Genomic DNA, 16,945 nt, shown 5'->3' with positions numbered 1-16,945 from the left:
AAATACGTCTCGCTTTCCTCATCTCAAGAATATAACCAGCATTTTACCGATACAGTCTCGGTTTTGGCAAATGCTGGTTAAAAAAATTTATCTTCTGTCTTTTGTCCTTATGTCAGGGTATGGGAAACTGGAAATTCCCAATTTATCAACCAACCTAGACTTGAGAAATAATCGCGCCTTTCAAAATTGCTCCACTGAAATTCGCACCATTAAGATTCGCCTGATTCAGATTGGTATTTCTCAGATTTGCACCTTTCAAGTTTGTTTCACTGAGATTAGCGCCGGTTAAATCAGCACCACTGAGATTCGCATTGGTTAAATCCGCTCCTCTCAAATTGGCGCCTTTGAGGTCAGCATTTCTTAAGAAAACAGCCATGAGGTTGGTATCGATTAAAATGGCTTGACTGAGGTTGCTTGTATGGCAAATTGCTTCACAGAGATTAGCCCGACTTAGGTTAGCTCGACTCAGGTTAGCTCGACTCAGGTTAGCTCGACTCAGGTTGAAGTTTTGCAAATTATACTCACTGAGATTTAATCCACTCAGATCAACCTTACTAAAGTTCAGTTTGAGTATATTGGTTTTACTCTGATTTTGATTTAAGTTAATATTTCGCAGTCGCCATCGATTCCAATTCTCAACACCTTGTTTTAGGACAACTATATCGTTCGCATTTGCCACTTTGTATGACTCCTCCAAGTTTCAACGTGATCGCAGTATCGTTTTGTCAGAATTCTCTGAATTATTCAGAATGGTTAAAATAGGGTCGATTTGGAGTCATAAAAATTGCTGAGATTGCTATTGAATCAAGTGACTAACATTGAGTTCATGCCAGAAACTGGTGATCAAACAAATAGGGTTTCATCGATCAATGTAACAAAACTTTAAGACCTTATTCAGATTATCGGATAAGAAGTGCTTGGTCAAAACATAGAGGATTTTCTATGGCATAGCTAGGAATTGGGGAAGTTTTGACTGTGTAGGGGTAGGTTTAGGGAATCGCGTTTCGCTATTGACGATAAAGTTTGTTCAAAGCCCGCCCTGAGTGTTGAGTGTTGATCCTTCGCTTCGCTAGTCGGACAGGGTTTCGACTCGGCGCGACATTGAGGGAAAGGCGGGTTAAATGGCGGGTGCGATCGCGCTTTGGGTTCCCTGGGTTTCAATCGAGTGCGATCGCGCTTGGGCAGAAATTCCCACCTCTTGCCAAGCCTCAGCCATGGCGGTGACTACGGCTTCAGCTTGCATCGGATCGACAAGCGCCAACAGAGTAGGACCGGCGCCACTAATCGTCACTCCATAAGCCCCCGCTTTTAAGGCGGCGGTTTGTACCGCTTCATAGCCCGGAATCAATGCTTGTCGATAGGGTTGATGTAACTTATCCTGGAGAGCAGTTTGTAACCAATCACCGCGTCCCGTTGCCAAGGCGCGGATCAGTAACCCGAAATGGGCGACATTGAAAATAGCATCTGCCCGACTCACTTGGGTGGGGAGTACCTGTCGCGCTTGTTGGGTGGAGAGTTCAAAATTGGGAACGGCGACGACAGGGATAATTTGATCATGCCAGGGAATATCACAAATCTCCCATTCCTTGAGAACCGCATCCCCCCGCGCCGCCAGACGGCAGCCGCCCAACAAAGCGGGGACAACATTATCTGGATGTCCTTCCAGCGCGATCGCTAATTCCATGATTTCGGTTTGACTCAGGGGTTCCCCAGCGAGTTGGTTAGCGCCAACCAATCCGCCGACAATCGCCGTGGCGGAACTTCCTAACCCTCTGGCGAGGGGGACATCTAAATCAATGTTGAGTTGGACTGGGGGAGGTGTCTGACCAATCTGGTCGTATAATTTCAGAAAGGCTTGGTAAGCCAGATTCGTTTGATCAGTTTTTACCTGGTTTGCCTCGACACCCGACACCCGAATTCTCACCGCCCGTTCCGTTTCCCAGGGAGTATCCGAACTCAGACGAGTAAACGTGAACTTGTTGTACAGGGTTAAGGCGGCGCCAATGCAATCAAATCCGGGTCCTAAGTTGGCGGTTGTCGCGGGAACGGTAACGGTGACGGGAGAATGGATAGACATTCGGGAGGAATTTAAGGATGCCAAGGGGAAATCTTACCAGATTCCCTGTATCAATGTAGTGGATATAAACTGGGATCATCCACAACAACGCCAACTTGCCTTAGAGCAGGTATCTCAAGCCTTAGAAGTTGTTTAGTTGGTATTGTCAATGGATTGTATACAGGTCAATAAAATTCGGTCTTACGGCTATACGGGTTATCTACCAGAAGAGCGGGTACTTGGACAATGGTTTGAAGTGGATCTCACGTTATGGCTAGATTTAGCTGCCGCCAGTGAGAGTGACGACATTAAAGACACTCTGGATTACCGCCAAGCCATTGACAAGGTTAAGCAACTGATCGCCAACTCTAAGTTTTCCTTAGTGGAAAAATTAGCCAGCGCGATCGCCGAGGCTCTGTTACAGCTCGATAGAGTAGAGCGAGTACGAGTGCGGCTGAGTAAACCGGCTGCTCCTATCCCTGACTTTGGCGGCACAATTACGATTGATATCACTAGACCGAAGACCGATCATGTAGAGACGTGATGAAAGAAGCGTCTGTACAAAATCGAGGGTTGAGGAGAGGGCGACCCGACAAATTGAGTGGAATGGAGTTTTTAATGAGTGCAAGCGGGTCGCCCCTACACGAGGACTAAAGGTGTTTGTTCCTTACAATTCCCATCATCCACTCAATAATGCTTCCACAAACTCATAACTTGAGAACGGACGTAAATCTTCAATCCCTTCCCCAGCACCGATAAACCGAATCGGCAATCCCAATTGCTGCACGATCGCCAAAGCCACACCGCCTTTAGCCGTACCATCCAACTTAGTTAACACCACACCACTCAGTTTTGCCGCCTCCGAGAACACCTCAGCTTGACGCAAACCATTTTGACCAAGGGTAGCATCCAATACCAGCAACGATTCCACCTTCGCCTCAGGTGCTTTTTTGTCAATAATCCGACGAATTTTCGCCAATTCCTCCATCAGATTTTTCTTATTTTGCAAACGCCCTGCGGTGTCTACCAAAAGCAATTCTGTGTTTCGGGCTTGAGCGGCTGTGATTGAATCGAATACCACAGCGGCTGGATCAGTATTCTTGCCCGGATTAGCAATCACCTCTGTGCTACTGCGTTCTCCCCAAATCTTCACCTGTTCCACCGCCGCCGCCCGGAAGGTATCGGCAGCACCAATCAAACACTTGTAATCCGATTTATTAGCTAAGTGAGCCAGTTTGCCAATCGTGGTGGTTTTTCCCGCACCATTCACCCCAGTCATCAACCAGATATTCAGGGTATCTTTTTCCGGGAAAAAAGTGGAACCGTAAGACTCGCGACAGGGTTTATCCAGTAAATCCCGGAGAATTTGTTTCAAATAGGCGATCGCTTGTTCAGGAGGCAAGACTTCCTGGCGCATTCTCGCTTGCAGGGTTTCAATAATGTAATCCGTTGCCTCGATACCCACATCCGCTTGCAACAGCAACGCCTCAATTTCCATCACGGCGTCTTGATTTAACGGACCCTGACCGACAATCGCCTTGAGTTGGTTGACTAAACCGCGACGAGTTTTGCCCAGTCCAGAGCGCAGCTGTTTGAGCCAGCTAATTTCCTCAGCCGAAACATCCTCAGGGGTACGCCCTTGGGCGGCTAAGACTTTGGCTGACCACAAAAATTCTTCATCAAAGGCGACATCCGCCTCGGCTTCAGCTTGGGTTGCGGATTGGGCGACTGATTCGGGTTCTGGCGTCTCAATCGCTGTTGCTTCAAGCCGTTTGAGTCGTTCTTCTCGTTCTGATTTCCTTGCCCAAATCGGCACAGTCGCTGATTCTGCTGTAGCCGCAGGTTCTGCTTGTTCGGTGTCAGTTTCCGCTTCAACTATGGTATCTGAAGCCGTCAGAGCCTCGGTTTTTTCAGGTTCTGCTTGTTCGGTGTCAGTTTCCGCCTCAGTTACAACCGGAGATTCTGGGGAGACAGCAATACTACTCGCATACGCTCTAATTTCTTCTCCCCCGGCTCCCCCGGCTTCCTCTGCTTCCTCTGCTTCCTCTGCTCCCCCGGCTCCCCCGGCTTCCTCTGCTTCCACCGTTTCCACCGTTTCCGGGGCAGTTCCTGTGGCTTCTGTACTCTCTGTTAGTTCAGCCTGGGCAGATTCAGCCGTGTCAGGTTGTACCTCTGGCGCTTCAGTTTCAGCTTCGGAGGGCGCTTGTTGCTGCTTTTGCAGATTTGTATAAGCGGCTTTTGCCCAGCTCAGATAATCATCAGCAACCGTTGATGACTGCTCCTGAGTGGCAGACTCACTCTCCGATTGCGGCGATTCAACCGGGGGAGTTGCTGACGGCTGCTCTTGCTGCTGTTCCTTCTCCTGGGAAGAGGCTGCACTTTTACCAACTTGGCGGCGGAACCAATTAAATACCATTGCACCTAATTAGAAATAGTTTTGAGTTTTGAGTTTTAAGCTTGCTTTTCAAGGGAAGCGAGTATGACAAAGGACAAAGGACGAATGACGATCCTCGTTCACCTAGGCTAACCGACTTACTTATATGAACTTTTCTAGAGCTGGAGACTCTGGCTCATTTATGCAGGTAGTGACGCGACGCAACACGCCATTCACAAATCGATGCCCTTCTTGATCGCTGTAGCGTTTAGCCAGTTCTATGGCTTCGTTAATAGCCACCCGATCAGGAATCCCTAAAAACGCCATTTCTGCCACCGCTATTCGCAAAATATCGCGGTCAATGCGGGGTAAGCGATTGATTTGCCAATCTTTAAGTGATTTAACCAGTATTTCGTCAATTTCAACTTGCCTACGACGAATCGCCTGGAGAATTTCTATCCCATAAGCCCGCACGTCGGCTTGATTAGCCAACTGAATCATTTCCGGGATTTCTACGGCGACACCGATACGGTTAATCGCCTTCTGAGTCAGTTCAATGGCTTCAGCCACCATCGTTCGGGAACTTCGCACATCGACGGCACGGGTTTCACTACCGAGAAGGCGATCGCTCCCGCGTTTGAGTTCGGCTGAGGCTGTTTCTAAGGCTTCGTTAATTTCATCGGTGAGAGTCCTCACGGCGACTAATACCATCTGACTCAGTTGTTTTTCATCAAGCTGTTCTGGTTCACGAGACATCTGAGAGAGACCTAAAAGTGCCAGTTCACGAGCAATTCTGCGAGGTTGCATGGTTTTTTCCTTTGTCCTTTATCCTTTGTCCTTTATCCTTTGTCCTTTGTCCTACTCGCTCCCTTGAGCAGCGAGAATCTAGCGATGTCTTTCGTCCTTTGTCCCCCTCTTGCCCTTTTCCCCAATCCCTAATCACTACGAACTTTCTTCAGTGGGTAACATCTGCTGTTGGAGCATATCTGATAGAGGTTGCTCTCGCTTCTTCTTGCCGTATGGCATCTGCAGGGGTACACCTATGGAGGATTCACTCGGTCCAACAATTCCACCGGATATTAATACCTTAAAGGCATCTTCGATCGACATGGAAAGATTAATCACTTCCGTTTCCGGCACAATAGCATACCATCCAGTGGTCGGATTCGGAGTGGTGGGTACAAAAATATTCAACATGGTGTCGTTGAGTTTGCCTTGAATTTCACCTGTTGCTGTCCCCGTAACGAAGGCGATCGCCCACATTCCCTGACGCGGATACTCTACCAAAATCACCCGTCGAAATTTACTGCTGGAATCCTTAAGCAAGGTTTCCAATAACTGTTTGAGTGTTTTATAGACTGATCCAGCCAGGGGAATTGCCTGCAACACTCGTTCCCCTAAATCCAGCAACCACCGCCCGACAATATTACGTGCCATTAAGCCAATCAGTAGAATGCACAGGAGGGGCACCGTTAGCCCTACCAGTAAATTCAAGAGATTGACCAAAATGGGGTGGAGGTTATTATAGGGGTTGAGTTGCTTAGGGATACGGGTGAGAAAATTGATCACCCAATTGGCGATGGTAATCGTCAGCCAGATTGTGGTAGCGAGGGGAATCACTACCAGGAGACCGGCGATTAGGTCGTTTTTTAAGTCCTGCTTGAAGCGTTGGATCACAGAGTATTGACTCTCCTTACAATGGCTCTTAAACGTCTACGTCTGTTATTGCTCCCTCAATTACTGGTATAAGCTGTTGCAACTTTGATCTGATCACGGCAATCACCGCCAGCTTTCCCAGTCGTTGAGGGGGACTAACTCCTGCTCAACCCCCTTTTGCTGCTCCAGTGAAGCAGTACTCCTAGTTGAGGGTTCTATCTCTAGTTGTAAAGCTTGTTAAGAATTGTTGCAACTATTGATTTCTCTATTTAAGCTTGTCCAAGGGGGGTCTGAAACTCTTCTGTCAACCTTATTGCTAAGTAGGGACGCGACGAAAGAAGCGTCTGTTTGCCTAGACACCGAAGAAAACATCATATTTTAGCTCTCTTCTAGGTTTGAGTAAGTTTTTCGGAGCAGAGTTGGGAATCGGTTGCCTCAATAGTGGGCAGTTGTTGCTCTTTGAGTTCCCAAACCTTGAGGGTAATTAAATATTCATAAAATGCCTGTAAGGTACACCAGGTAAAGCCAGCACGTCCATCCAGGAAGCCTCCGAGTAATAGGTACATATAGAGAAAGCGTAGTAATGGACGAAAGGGCAAGCGTAACGACAGATCTTTGAGGGCATGACGCCGTTCTACTTCTGATCGCCCCAGCAGCAACGCTCCCCAGTTGACAGTGCCTTGTTCTAGCTGGCGTAAGGTTTCCCGGGCTTCATCGGTGGAGTAGCGGTTGTGTTTTTCAATCCAGCGGCTAAACCCTTTACTACAGGTATAGTGTGGGTAGGTTTCTTTCAAGAACCCTGTAGATCCATGACAAACTTCGCGTTCAGTATGACCATAATCAGTAAACCAGACTTGACCTTTTCGCAGTAAACGAAGTTGGTAACGGGGATACTGAGTACAGTGACGAATCCATCGATTCATGAACATCACCCGTTCGGCGACATAATATCCGACGTAATTCTTGTCCTTTATGGCTTCTAGGCATTCAGCAAATAGGGCTGGGGTGATCCGTTCATCGGCTTCTAGGATGTAAGCCCATTCATACTTAGTCGGGAGGTTCTCCAGCATCCAAGTACGCTGACGCCCATGACTTTCAAAGGGATGGGGTACTACTCGCACAGGATAACGTTGGGCAAGTTCTACCGTGCGATCGCTACTACACGAATCCACCACAATGATGTCATCCGAGAGCCGCGCTGACTGAATGCACGCTTCAATATCTTGTTCTTCGTTGTAGGTGAGGATATAAATCGAGAACATGTCAAAAGTTGTAAAAAAATGAGTCTAGCTAAAACGGTTTGCTGAAATTGAGAACCCCAATCCGCCTCAACGCCAATCGTAACCGATGGCACATAAAAGCAGAACTGGGGATTACCTACAGCAGTTGGCAACTGGCTCGAATAGAGGTTATTTGTTATCTCGGAATGGGTGATTAGGAAGCTTCTGTGTAAGCTGTCATGCATTTAAATTGGGCATGGGTAGCGAGCAAGATGCCAAGCCGGCGGCATGGCTTCGCTAAACGCACTACATGGATTTCGCTATTATTAACATTAAGGTTTAAATGCCAAACAGCTTATCTTCTATTGAATCGTAAATCTCTATCAACTGACAATTTAGAGACTGTTCTCAAACCTTTTTGCCTGTTGCTCCCATAGCAATGACTTACAGATTAACTGCTCAAGTTCCGCAATCCCATCCAGCCAATGATGCTGTAGCCAATGGCTAACAGTAGACTGCTTAAACCGATGCGGATACCTCTTTTTAATGCATCAGTTCGGGCGCGTTGCTCAAGTTCTTGTCTACGACTGCGGATTTGAGTCTGAGCTTGCTCTGTTCTTTGAGCGATCGCTTCGGGATCTTGTCGAAGAGCCTGCAATTGTTCTCGGAGTGCCTGGAGTCGCTGGAGTTGCTCTCCTTGAGCTTGACCGCTTTCAATGGCTTGGTCTAGTCGTTCGAGCTGTTGTGGATCTTCAAGCAGAGTATCAATTTGCTGAACTTGCGTTTCCAGTTGGGTTTCAGCTTGTTGGGCTTGCTGAGTAATCTGTTCTATCGCTTGATTGCTTTGGATGCGGACATTGTTAAAGTGCAAGGGGACAAGCAACAGGAAGAGTAAACCCAATAGGCTCGATAGTAAAAATGCCCAGAATCTCAAGTCCGTTATTGACGATTTTCGCTCAGGTAATGAGCCACCACTGTTATTGCTGATCCAATATCCTGTTACCAAAAAGGCAATTCCCACCATCGGGATAACACCCCGATCAACGAGCTGGGTGGTTAAATTAAGCTGCCATTCATTCTCAAGGGGGCTAACACCAGGAGAGGGAATAATCAAGATCAGATAATCCAACAGGGACGATAGGATCATGATCAGTCCGACTATCTTAAGTGCTAAACCCGCGAACGAAGAATACATAGTACTACTTTTCATCATTCTGATTATGCTTTTTACCCTAGAACCGAGTGTACCCCATCGGGTATGGGACAATTAGGGTTCATGTATGACTTGCCCATATTAACTCATGGATATTTGCATGATTACCCTAGGGGTCTACTGCAATTATCCAACGAAATGGTCGGCGAGACCAACTTACCTTTGCAGCCGGAGGATCACAGATTGATGAAGAAAATTGTCGAAGTTTTGCCTGATCAAGCCGCGCTGATTCAGCGATCGCGTGATGTTGTCCTCACGAAGATACAGGAGGCAATCCAACGCTCCGGGCGCTGTACCCTGGCTTTAGCGGGGGGTGGTACACCCAAGCCCCTCTATGAAGCCCTAGCCAGCCAGGATCTCCCCTGGGATAAACTGCATATCTTTTGGGGTGATGAACGCTATGTCCCCGCCGATCACCCGGATAGCAATCAAGCGATGGCGCGTCAGGCTTGGTTAGATCACGTTGATATCCCAGCCACGAATATTCACCCCATGCCTACAGATGGAGAGTCTCCGGAAGCAGACGCCTCTAAACACGACGCTCAACTGGGGGATTTCTTTGGTGTAGCTCCTGATCAGTTTCCCCAATTTGATCTGATTTTATTGGGCATTGGTGACGACGCCCATACGGCATCTTTATTTCCTCATACCCAGGCGCTACAGGTTGGCGATCGCCGGGTGACGGTGGGCAATAAAGATGGTCAACCTCGGATTACTTTTACTGTACCCTTGATTAACCAAGCCCATTGCGTGATGTTTCTCGTGGCGGGAGCCCAAAAGCAACCTGCGCTGGCTCAAATCTTCGCGGCTGATGCTGACCCTTTTACCTATCCGGCGCGGTTGATTCAGCCTCAAGGCGAATTATGGTGGCTTTTGGATCAGCAAGCCGGTCAAGCTGTGAAAGGCTAATGCTCATTTCCACGACAGAGAATCCGTGAGCCTGATGTAACGAGTTATTAAGGTAGAACGGTCAACTGTGTTTTGATGAAGGAGGAAGGCTGATGCTGACTCGAAGGATTGCGGCGGTTTTGCCCTCAGTAGAGACCCATGCAACGTCTCGACAACAATTCTTTGTCAAACCGCTTTTGTTGGTAATTTTGAATGTGTGAATCTTGAATAGCTTATGATTGTTTGCCCTAACTGCAATCACCAAAATCCAGACGGTGCGACTCAATGCGAAGCCTGCTATACACCTTTACCGGCAACCATGAGTTGTCCCAACTGTGGTACAACAGTTCAAACAGACGCTAGCTTCTGCGGTCAATGTGGTTTTAACCTGAAAGCCAGTGGCTCAACGGGAAGCCCAGATACACCAGCTCCAGTGTCGGTTCCCGATGTACCCGATTTAGACCCCCCTGACCCTCTAATTGAACCCGAACCTCTTTCTATGAGTTCCCCATCACCCCTACCTGACTCGCAACCTGATCCCCCTCCTGAGCTACCCGTTACCCAGGTGGGTCAATCCGGAACGACAACAGAAGAAGAAGAAAAGCCAGCCCCACCGGAGCCGGAAACAGCCCCGCCTCCGCCCCCTGTAGCGACACCAACGCCAGGTAGTGCCAAAACGCAGTTGCAGGTGCAGTCTGTTTATCTGCTGCACCTACAAACCCAGACCAAAATTGAATTGCCATCCCATATCAGTGTGATTCATATCGGTAAACCCAACGATGAGATTCCCCCGGATATTGATGTGTCAGGTTTTCCTAATTCTGAGATTGTTTCGCGAGTTCATGCAGATATTCGCGTCGAGGGAGATACCTACTATCTTGAAGATGTGGGCAGCGCCAATGGCACATACATCAACCATACCCCGTTACCGAGAGGTGATCGCCATCGCTTACGCAAAGGCGATCGCATTAGCCTAGGCAAAGGGGACATGGTAACGTTTTTATTTCAAGTGTCCTGAGTCCCTTGCCTATGTACTGAACCTGAGGGAGATGTCAACCAGTGGTAGCCTGAAATGAAAAGGTGTGACTATGACAGTTTTTGTTGGTAAACTACTTGCCGAGCATTCCTTTCTCCTTTAATCAAGAGTAAAAACTGTTTAAGCAGAGAATCGCTCTTGCCAAAATCCAGCTCCTAGACTCATGGGAATCTCTAGAAGTATTCAGTCGAAAGAATCCTCGTTTTTGAATGATGTAACACCGGTGATTACTCTGACCCTGCTGCATCCTCTCCAGTCTGTACCTGTTCAAAGTTGGCCGTTTAAATCGGAATCGGTGATTCGGATTGGGCGGTCTACGGATAATGATGTCATTTTATACAGCGCTGTCGTTTCACGTCACCATGTTGAACTTCGGCGAAATGGTTCAGGTTGGCGAATTATCAGCTTAGGTGCTAACGGAACCTATATCGATGGAAAACGCATTACCCAGACTTCTGTTGTGGATGGGATGATTATCCGTCTAGCTAGTTCCGGACCGAAAATTCAGATTCATCTGCATGACGACATCCGTTATGTAGAATCGTCAACTCATGCCAAAAAGCGCACGTCTTCTGGTAAAGGTATGCTCGATCAATCTAAAGAAACCCTGGTTGATGCTGAACATCAGCCAACTCAACAAGAATAGTTTTGGGGGGTGGGGGAGCTGGGGGAGCTGGTGTAGGGAGTTTGCCCTCAAGTTTTTTCACCGGATCTAGCAGATGCTGAGGCTCTAAGGTTAAAGTAAGAGAAAATTTATGGTGAATACGAGTCAGCTAAATTGCTAGGGGCTTTTAACCTTTTCATAACCTATTGTGATCGATCTCAGACTAGGATGGACTGACATGACTTCTCCCAATAATGAAGACCGGGAGCTTCAGCGCCGGGAACACGACCTGATCCAACGAGAGCGAGAACTCCGACTACGCGAACTGGAAGCGGAAATTAATCAACCTCCTCTCTACCAAACCGTTAAGCATGAGCAACCGGAAGGAAAGCTGCAACGGTGGGGGAGAAAGCTAGTGATGTTTGGTAAGTTCTTCGCCTTTGTCGTGGCGGCGGTTCTGGTTGTACGGGTGAGTGCTGCGATCGCGACGATTATGATTATCGGCGTTATTGGCTTTATTGGCTATAAGATTTTCCTCGAAGGCGATAAGAAGTCTTAGGGAACAGGGAATTTAACTCTTGCATTTGATCGGGGCGGGTTTAGTTAAGTTAGAGGTTTTCTCCTGAACGTTATCGGTCAAACCCGCCCCTACACACTCAAACCTGCCTTCATCTCACCCAAAGCGTGAATCAGAAAAAACTATGAGCTATACCGTGGATAATACCAGCTTCCTCAGGGATTTGGAGCGAGTGGTGAGAGTGCGCCATCAAGCGGCGACGCATCTGAATCAAATCGCCAAACGGCTAGATCAAGCAGAATTGGACGCTGAAGAAACCTCTGGGAAATTGAGTCTAGAACGGGAAAGCGAAGATATCCGGATTGCCAGCGATAATTTGCAGAAGGGCTTATTTCGGCTGCTGGTATTGGGAGACTTGAAACGAGGTAAAAGTACGTTCCTCAATGCCTTGATTGGTGAGAACCTATTGCCAGCAGATGTGAATCCTTGTACAGCGCTACTGACAGTTTTGCGCTACGGAACGCAAAAAAAAGTCACGGTTTACTTTAAAGGGGATAAACCACCAGAATCCCTCGATTTCGCCAGTTTTAAGCAAAACTATACCATCGATCCCGCCGAAGCCAAACGCCTCGAAGTCGAGAAAACATCGGCATTTCCCGACGTTGAGTATGCCGTTGTCGAATATCCCTTACCCCTCTTAGAAAAAGGCATCGAAATTGTTGATAGTCCAGGGCTGAACGATACCGAAGCCCGGAATGAATTATCACTCAACTATATCCACAACTGCCACGCTATCTTGTTTTTATTTCGGGCGATGCAGCCTTGTACCCTGGAAGAACGCCGCTATTTAGAAAATTACCTTAAAGGGCGGGGATTAACTGTTTTCTTTCTAATTAACGCTTGGGATGAAATCGGCAAAGGATTGATTGATCCGGATGATCCCGATGAACTTGAAGAAGCCCAAAATCGGTTACGCACCGTATGCCAAACCTATCTAGGTGACTACTGTCAAAAAGATGGACAGAATCGCTATGATGAGCGAGTGTTTGAGATTTCCTCCCTGGAAGCCTTGCGACGGCGGATAAAAGATTCAGAAGCTTCCCTAGAAGGAACAGGATTTCCAGCATTTTTAGGGGCGCTGAATACCTTTTTGACCCAAGAACGCGCCGTGGCACAATTACGCCAAGCGAGAACGTTGGCGCGTCAAGTTTATAGCCGCACTCACGAAGCGATTGAACGACGAATTCCCTTACTCGACCAAGATATTCAGGAGTTAAAACAACGGATTCAGGGCGTTGAACCGGAGTTTGAGCAATTGACCCAAATCCGCGATCAATTCCAGGATGAAATTCGGACGATGCGGGATACAAAAGTTAAAGCGGTGGCGGATTCGTTTCGCACTTATGTGCTGAACTTAGAAAAGACATTTGAATCTGATTTCTTACGCTATCAGCCGACAATTGACTTTTTGGAGTTCTTGCAACAACAGAGACGGGAGGCGTTTAATGCGGCATTAAAGCAAGGGTTTGAGCAGTATATTCAGGATAAATTAGCCGAGTGGGAACGCACGGCGGAGGAGTATTTACAAGAGGGGTTTTCCCAACTTGCCCAAAGTGCTGCTAATTATGGCGCAACCTATAATCAGATTGTTGATTCCATGACTGAGAAGTTAATTGGGCAAACCATACCGCCGGGAGTTCGGGTTGATTCAGGCGAGGAGTCACCCACTTGGGCAAAATGGGCGATGGGGTTTTTCTCCTTAGCGTCAGGAAATGTGGCGGGTGTGGCGTTAGCGGCGGCTGGGTTTAATTGGCAAAATATCCTGGTTAATTGGTTAGCGGTAATTGGGATTAGCAGCTTTTTATTAATTTTTACGGGGCTGACGTTTTGGAATCCGATTGGATTAGCGTTGATGGGTTTGGGTGTGGGCGCACTGCAAGCTGAACAAGCCCGCCAAGAGGTGATTAAAGCGACGAAAAAAGAGTTTGTGAAATATTTACCGCAACTCAGTCAGGAACAACAAGAACCGATTCGTCAAGCGGTGAAAGATTGTTTTGATAGTTATGAACGGGAAGTAATTCAACGCCTTAATGATGATATTCAATCCCGTCAAGCTGAGTTAGATAACTTGCTCAAGCAAAAAGAATCTCGTGAGATTAATCGGCAAACTGAGTTAAAACGGTTGAGAGGTTTAGATGCTGATATTTTAGCTGAATGTCGGCAGGTTGAATCGGTGTATGAGGAGTTATTATTAGTACCAGGTTAAACTTAAAGGAATGGTTGGGTGGGAATTGCCCACCTATTTGTAGAGACGTTGCATGCAACGTCTCTACAGAATAAAACGAATGCTTACGGGATAAACAAACAATGAGTTACAAAATAGAAACAGATAGTTTCCTGAATAATTTAGAGCGAGTTGCTAAAGTGCGATCGCAAGTCGCCACCAGTCTGGGTGAAATCGCCCAAACTATGGAACAAGGGGAAACCCTGGGCAAGGATATCTCTGGCGGTTTGGGGTTAGAACGGGATATTGAGGATTTAAGCCGAGCCAGTACAAATTTACAACAAGGTGTATTCAGATTACTGGTTTTGGGTGATATGAAACGGGGCAAAAGTACGTTTCTGAATGCCTTAATTGGCGAGAACTTATTACCCTCGGATGTGAATCCCTGTACCGCCTTATTAACCGTTTTGCGGTATGGGGCGGAGAAAAAAGTTACCGTTCATTTTAATAATGGGACACCACCAGAAGATATAGACTTTAAAGGTTTTAAGCGCCGCTACACGATTGACCCCGCCGAAGCCAAGCAACTGGAACAACAGAAGAAACAGGCGTTTCCTAATGTTGATTATGCTGTCGTGGACTATCCCTTACCGTTATTACAAAAAGGTATAGAAATCGTCGATAGCCCTGGACTTAATGATACCGAAGCCCGGAACGAGTTATCTCTGGGATATATCAATAATTGCCATGCGATTTTATTTGTACTGCGGGCAACTCAGCCTTGTACCTTGGCGGAACGCCGTTATTTAGAAAATTACATTAAGGATCGAGGATTATCGGTTTTCTTTTTAATTAATGCTTGGGATCAGATTCGCGAAAGTTTGATTGATCCGGATGATATCGAAGAATTAGAAGAATCGGAAGATAAAGTTCGGCGTGTATTTCGAGCAAACTTAGCCGATTACTGTCAAGTTGATGGGCATGATATTTATGATGAACGAGTGTTTGAGATTTCCGCGATTAAAGCGCTGCGGTTACGAGTGAAGCAGCCACAAGCCTCTCTGGAAGGAACCGGATTTCCAGAGTTTCTGGGCGCATTAAGTACATTTTTGACCAGCGAACGCGCCGTGGCTGAATTCCGCCAAGCCAGAACCTTGGCGCGTCAAGGGTATAGTCATCTGCGGGAAGCGATTGAACGGCGGATTCCGTTGCTGGAACAGGATGTTCAGGAGTTAAAAGAACGGATTAATTCGGTAGAACCTGAATTTAAGAAGCTGAATGATATCTGTCAGCAGTTCCAAGATGAAATTAAATCGGTACGGGATAGTAAGGCAAAAGCGGTAGCTGATTCCTTCCGCATGTATGTTTTAAACTTGGGGAATACGTTTGAAGCTGATTTCATGCAGTATCAGCCCGATTTGCGATTTATGGATTTTTTGAGTCGAGGGAGACGCGAAGCCTTTGAAGCTGGATTGCAACAGGCATTTGAGCGGTATATAAATGATAAATTATCTGCCTGGAGTTTAATTGCTGAAAAAGAGATGGATGGGGCGTTTTTGCAGTTATCGAAAAGTGCAGCAAGTTATGGCGCATCCTATACTAAAGTGACGGAGAAAATTACCGAAAAGTTAACCGGACAACGTATATCTCCGGTGATTGGTGCAACCCCAGAAGATAATGCTCCCGCTTGGGCAAAATGGGCAGCCGGACTCTTTTCCTTAGCAAGAGGAAATATTGCCGGGGTAGCCATGGCGGGGGCGGGGTTTGATTGGAAAAATATCGCCCTTAATTTTATTACGGTGATGGGTGTTGGGGCGATGATTACAGCAGTATCAGGGGTGGTTTTGGGACCCGTGGGATTGGCGTTATTGGGGTTAGGCGTTGGGGTTGTGCAAGCAGATCAAGCGCGGAAGGAGTTGGTGAAAGCGGCGAAGAAAGAGTTAGTCAAATATTTGCCTCAAGTCGCACGAGAACAATGGCAACCGATTCACGATGCGGTGAAAGAATGTTTTGATGTGTATGAGCAAGAAGTGACGGAACGGATGAATGATGATATTAATGCTCGCAAGTCAGAGTTGGATAATTTAATTGCACAAAAAGAGTCCCATGAGATTAATAATGGGGCAGAATTAGAGCGATTGAAGAAGTTAGAGGCAGATGTGTCATCGGAAGTGGAACGGATTGAGGCGGCGTATCAGACGTTGTTGGTAGAAGCGAGTTGAGTTTTGAGCGTGTAGGGGCGGGTTTTACCACTATCGTTTCTGACTTAACCCAGATGTAACTAAACCCGCCCTGATTTGATCCGTTTTATCCATCAACGACATCACGGGAGTTGGGCGAAGATATGGATAAAACATTTTGGACAAGTATGATCAGATAGCCCCCCAAATGCTTCGCCCCTACATAAACAAACAAATGACATAAACAAATGACGAATGACAAATAACCAATGACAACTATGAGAAATTTGCCCCCTTTTATTCCTTACCCCACTGCATGGCTAAGTGCCGTTCTTTTAATTCTGCTATTTCGGGGAATTTCGGTGATTATCCGGATTATCCTCTCAATCTTACAACTGGGTGATTCCCTGATGGTGATTGCCCCGAAGTGGCGATTTTTGTTATATTTTGTTACGTTACTCTCGCCAATTGTCATTATCGCGGTTACTCATCACTGGTTGCACATCGTTCTTGACCGATTCTTTCCCAATACGCGATCGCAACAGATGGCTGAAGTGACGGGAATTGTCCCCACACTGATGAGTTGGTGGGAAGGCTTCTATGGGTGGATGGCGATTACACTGGCATTTGTGGTGAGTCAAATGATTCAGATTATCTTCCTCCCTCAGATGGGTTCTTTGTATGATACGTTGGCGTGGTGGGATGAATTGAGGGATTTATTTACCTTACCCACCTTGTATCGGTTGGTGACGGTGGCGTATCTGTATCAGTTGGAGTATTTAGTGCGTCAGCATTTGATGGCAGTGGGAGCAAGTCAAGGGAATGAGTCGCAGCAGCCCTAAAGCGTTGGCTGGCTTAATCATAGTTAATTGTAGGGGCGGGTTTTACCGATAACGCTCCGGCTCAAACCACTAACTTAACTAAACCCGCCCCGATAAACCTGTGTCAGGGCGGGTTTAGTCACATTCGGGTGCAAC

16 protein-coding genes are annotated in these 16,945 nt (G+C 47.0%); 9 read left to right on the top strand and 7 right to left on the bottom strand.

Annotated elements, in window-relative coordinates; genetic code table 11:
* Positions 1 to 154: 154 nt before the first annotated feature.
* A complete protein-coding gene (locus tag ACLFWI_RS03750; protein WP_446411800.1) occupies positions 155 to 679 on the bottom strand; it encodes a pentapeptide repeat-containing protein in 525 nt (174 codons plus the stop codon).
* Between the two features lie 438 nt (positions 680 to 1,117).
* Positions 1,118 to 2,077, bottom strand: coding sequence for a homoserine kinase (thrB, locus tag ACLFWI_RS03745; RefSeq protein WP_446411799.1), 960 nt, complete (start codon positions 2,075 to 2,077; stop codon positions 1,118 to 1,120).
* Here thrB and ACLFWI_RS03740 point away from each other — a divergent pair.
* Together ACLFWI_RS03740 and folB are read left to right on the top strand one after the other, a co-directional pair.
* Positions 2,055 to 2,213, top strand: a complete 159-nt coding sequence (locus ACLFWI_RS03740; protein WP_446411798.1) for a hypothetical protein — start codon at positions 2,055 to 2,057, stop codon at positions 2,211 to 2,213. The genes thrB and ACLFWI_RS03740 overlap by 23 nt on opposite strands.
* A gap of 12 nt (positions 2,214 to 2,225) precedes the next feature.
* Entirely contained in the window at positions 2,226 to 2,600 is a 375-nt protein-coding gene (gene folB, locus ACLFWI_RS03735) for a dihydroneopterin aldolase (protein WP_446411797.1), read from the top strand.
* A 135-nt stretch (positions 2,601 to 2,735) separates the two neighbouring features.
* Here the strand turns inward: folB and ftsY are convergent, their stop codons facing one another.
* From ftsY to hpsJ-B, 5 genes are all read right to left on the bottom strand, one after another.
* Positions 2,736 to 4,472, bottom strand: a complete 1,737-nt coding sequence (gene ftsY / locus ACLFWI_RS03730) for a signal recognition particle-docking protein FtsY (protein WP_446411796.1) — start codon at positions 4,470 to 4,472, stop codon at positions 2,736 to 2,738.
* A 120-nt stretch (positions 4,473 to 4,592) separates the two neighbouring features.
* The gene (nusB, locus tag ACLFWI_RS03725; protein WP_446411795.1) at positions 4,593 to 5,237 is read right to left on the bottom strand and encodes a transcription antitermination factor NusB; all 645 of its coding nucleotides are present in this window, start codon (positions 5,235 to 5,237) and stop codon (positions 4,593 to 4,595) included.
* 135 nt (positions 5,238 to 5,372) lie between these two features.
* The gene (locus ACLFWI_RS03720) at positions 5,373 to 6,107 is read right to left on the bottom strand and encodes a DUF502 domain-containing protein (protein ID WP_446411794.1); all 735 of its coding nucleotides are present in this window, start codon (positions 6,105 to 6,107) and stop codon (positions 5,373 to 5,375) included.
* A gap of 368 nt (positions 6,108 to 6,475) precedes the next feature.
* Positions 6,476 to 7,348, bottom strand: coding sequence for a glycosyltransferase family 2 protein (locus ACLFWI_RS03715; RefSeq protein ID WP_446411793.1), 873 nt, complete (start codon positions 7,346 to 7,348; stop codon positions 6,476 to 6,478).
* Between the two features lie 409 nt (positions 7,349 to 7,757).
* A complete protein-coding gene (hpsJ-B, locus tag ACLFWI_RS03710; protein WP_446411792.1) occupies positions 7,758 to 8,501 on the bottom strand; it encodes a hormogonium polysaccharide biosynthesis protein HpsJ in 744 nt (247 codons plus the stop codon).
* Positions 8,502 to 8,705: 204 nt separating this feature from the next.
* On the opposite strand from hpsJ-B, the gene pgl reads away from it, so the two are divergent.
* The 7 genes from pgl (at position 8,706) to ACLFWI_RS03675 (ending at position 16,810) form a co-directional block, all read left to right on the top strand.
* Positions 8,706 to 9,428 (top strand): 6-phosphogluconolactonase, encoded by a 723-nt coding sequence (gene pgl, locus ACLFWI_RS03705; protein WP_446411791.1) that lies wholly within the window; start codon positions 8,706 to 8,708, stop codon positions 9,426 to 9,428.
* Between the two features lie 214 nt (positions 9,429 to 9,642).
* Positions 9,643 to 10,425 carry an FHA domain-containing protein gene (locus ACLFWI_RS03700; protein ID WP_446411790.1) on the top strand — a complete coding sequence of 261 codons (783 nt, stop codon included), beginning with the start codon at positions 9,643 to 9,645 and terminating at the stop codon, positions 10,423 to 10,425.
* Positions 10,426 to 10,666: 241 nt separating this feature from the next.
* Positions 10,667 to 11,089, top strand: a complete 423-nt coding sequence (locus ACLFWI_RS03695; protein WP_446411808.1) for an FHA domain-containing protein — start codon at positions 10,667 to 10,669, stop codon at positions 11,087 to 11,089.
* Between the two features lie 196 nt (positions 11,090 to 11,285).
* On the top strand, positions 11,286 to 11,606 hold the full coding sequence (locus ACLFWI_RS03690) for a hypothetical protein (protein ID WP_446411789.1): 321 nt from the start codon (positions 11,286 to 11,288) through the stop codon (positions 11,604 to 11,606).
* A gap of 142 nt (positions 11,607 to 11,748) precedes the next feature.
* Positions 11,749 to 13,830 (top strand): dynamin family protein, encoded by a 2,082-nt coding sequence (locus tag ACLFWI_RS03685; RefSeq protein WP_446411788.1) that lies wholly within the window; start codon positions 11,749 to 11,751, stop codon positions 13,828 to 13,830.
* 101 nt (positions 13,831 to 13,931) lie between these two features.
* Positions 13,932 to 16,010, top strand: a complete 2,079-nt coding sequence (locus ACLFWI_RS03680) for a dynamin family protein (RefSeq protein ID WP_446411787.1) — start codon at positions 13,932 to 13,934, stop codon at positions 16,008 to 16,010.
* Positions 16,011 to 16,237: 227 nt separating this feature from the next.
* On the top strand, positions 16,238 to 16,810 hold the full coding sequence (locus ACLFWI_RS03675) for a hypothetical protein (RefSeq protein ID WP_446411786.1): 573 nt from the start codon (positions 16,238 to 16,240) through the stop codon (positions 16,808 to 16,810).
* Positions 16,811 to 16,945: the final 135 nt, after the last annotated feature.

The organism is Coleofasciculus sp. (assembly GCF_046539235.1).
Classification (GTDB): Bacteria; Cyanobacteriota; Cyanobacteriia; order Cyanobacteriales; family Coleofasciculaceae; genus Coleofasciculus.
This window is presented reverse-complemented; position numbering and strand designations above follow the sequence as displayed.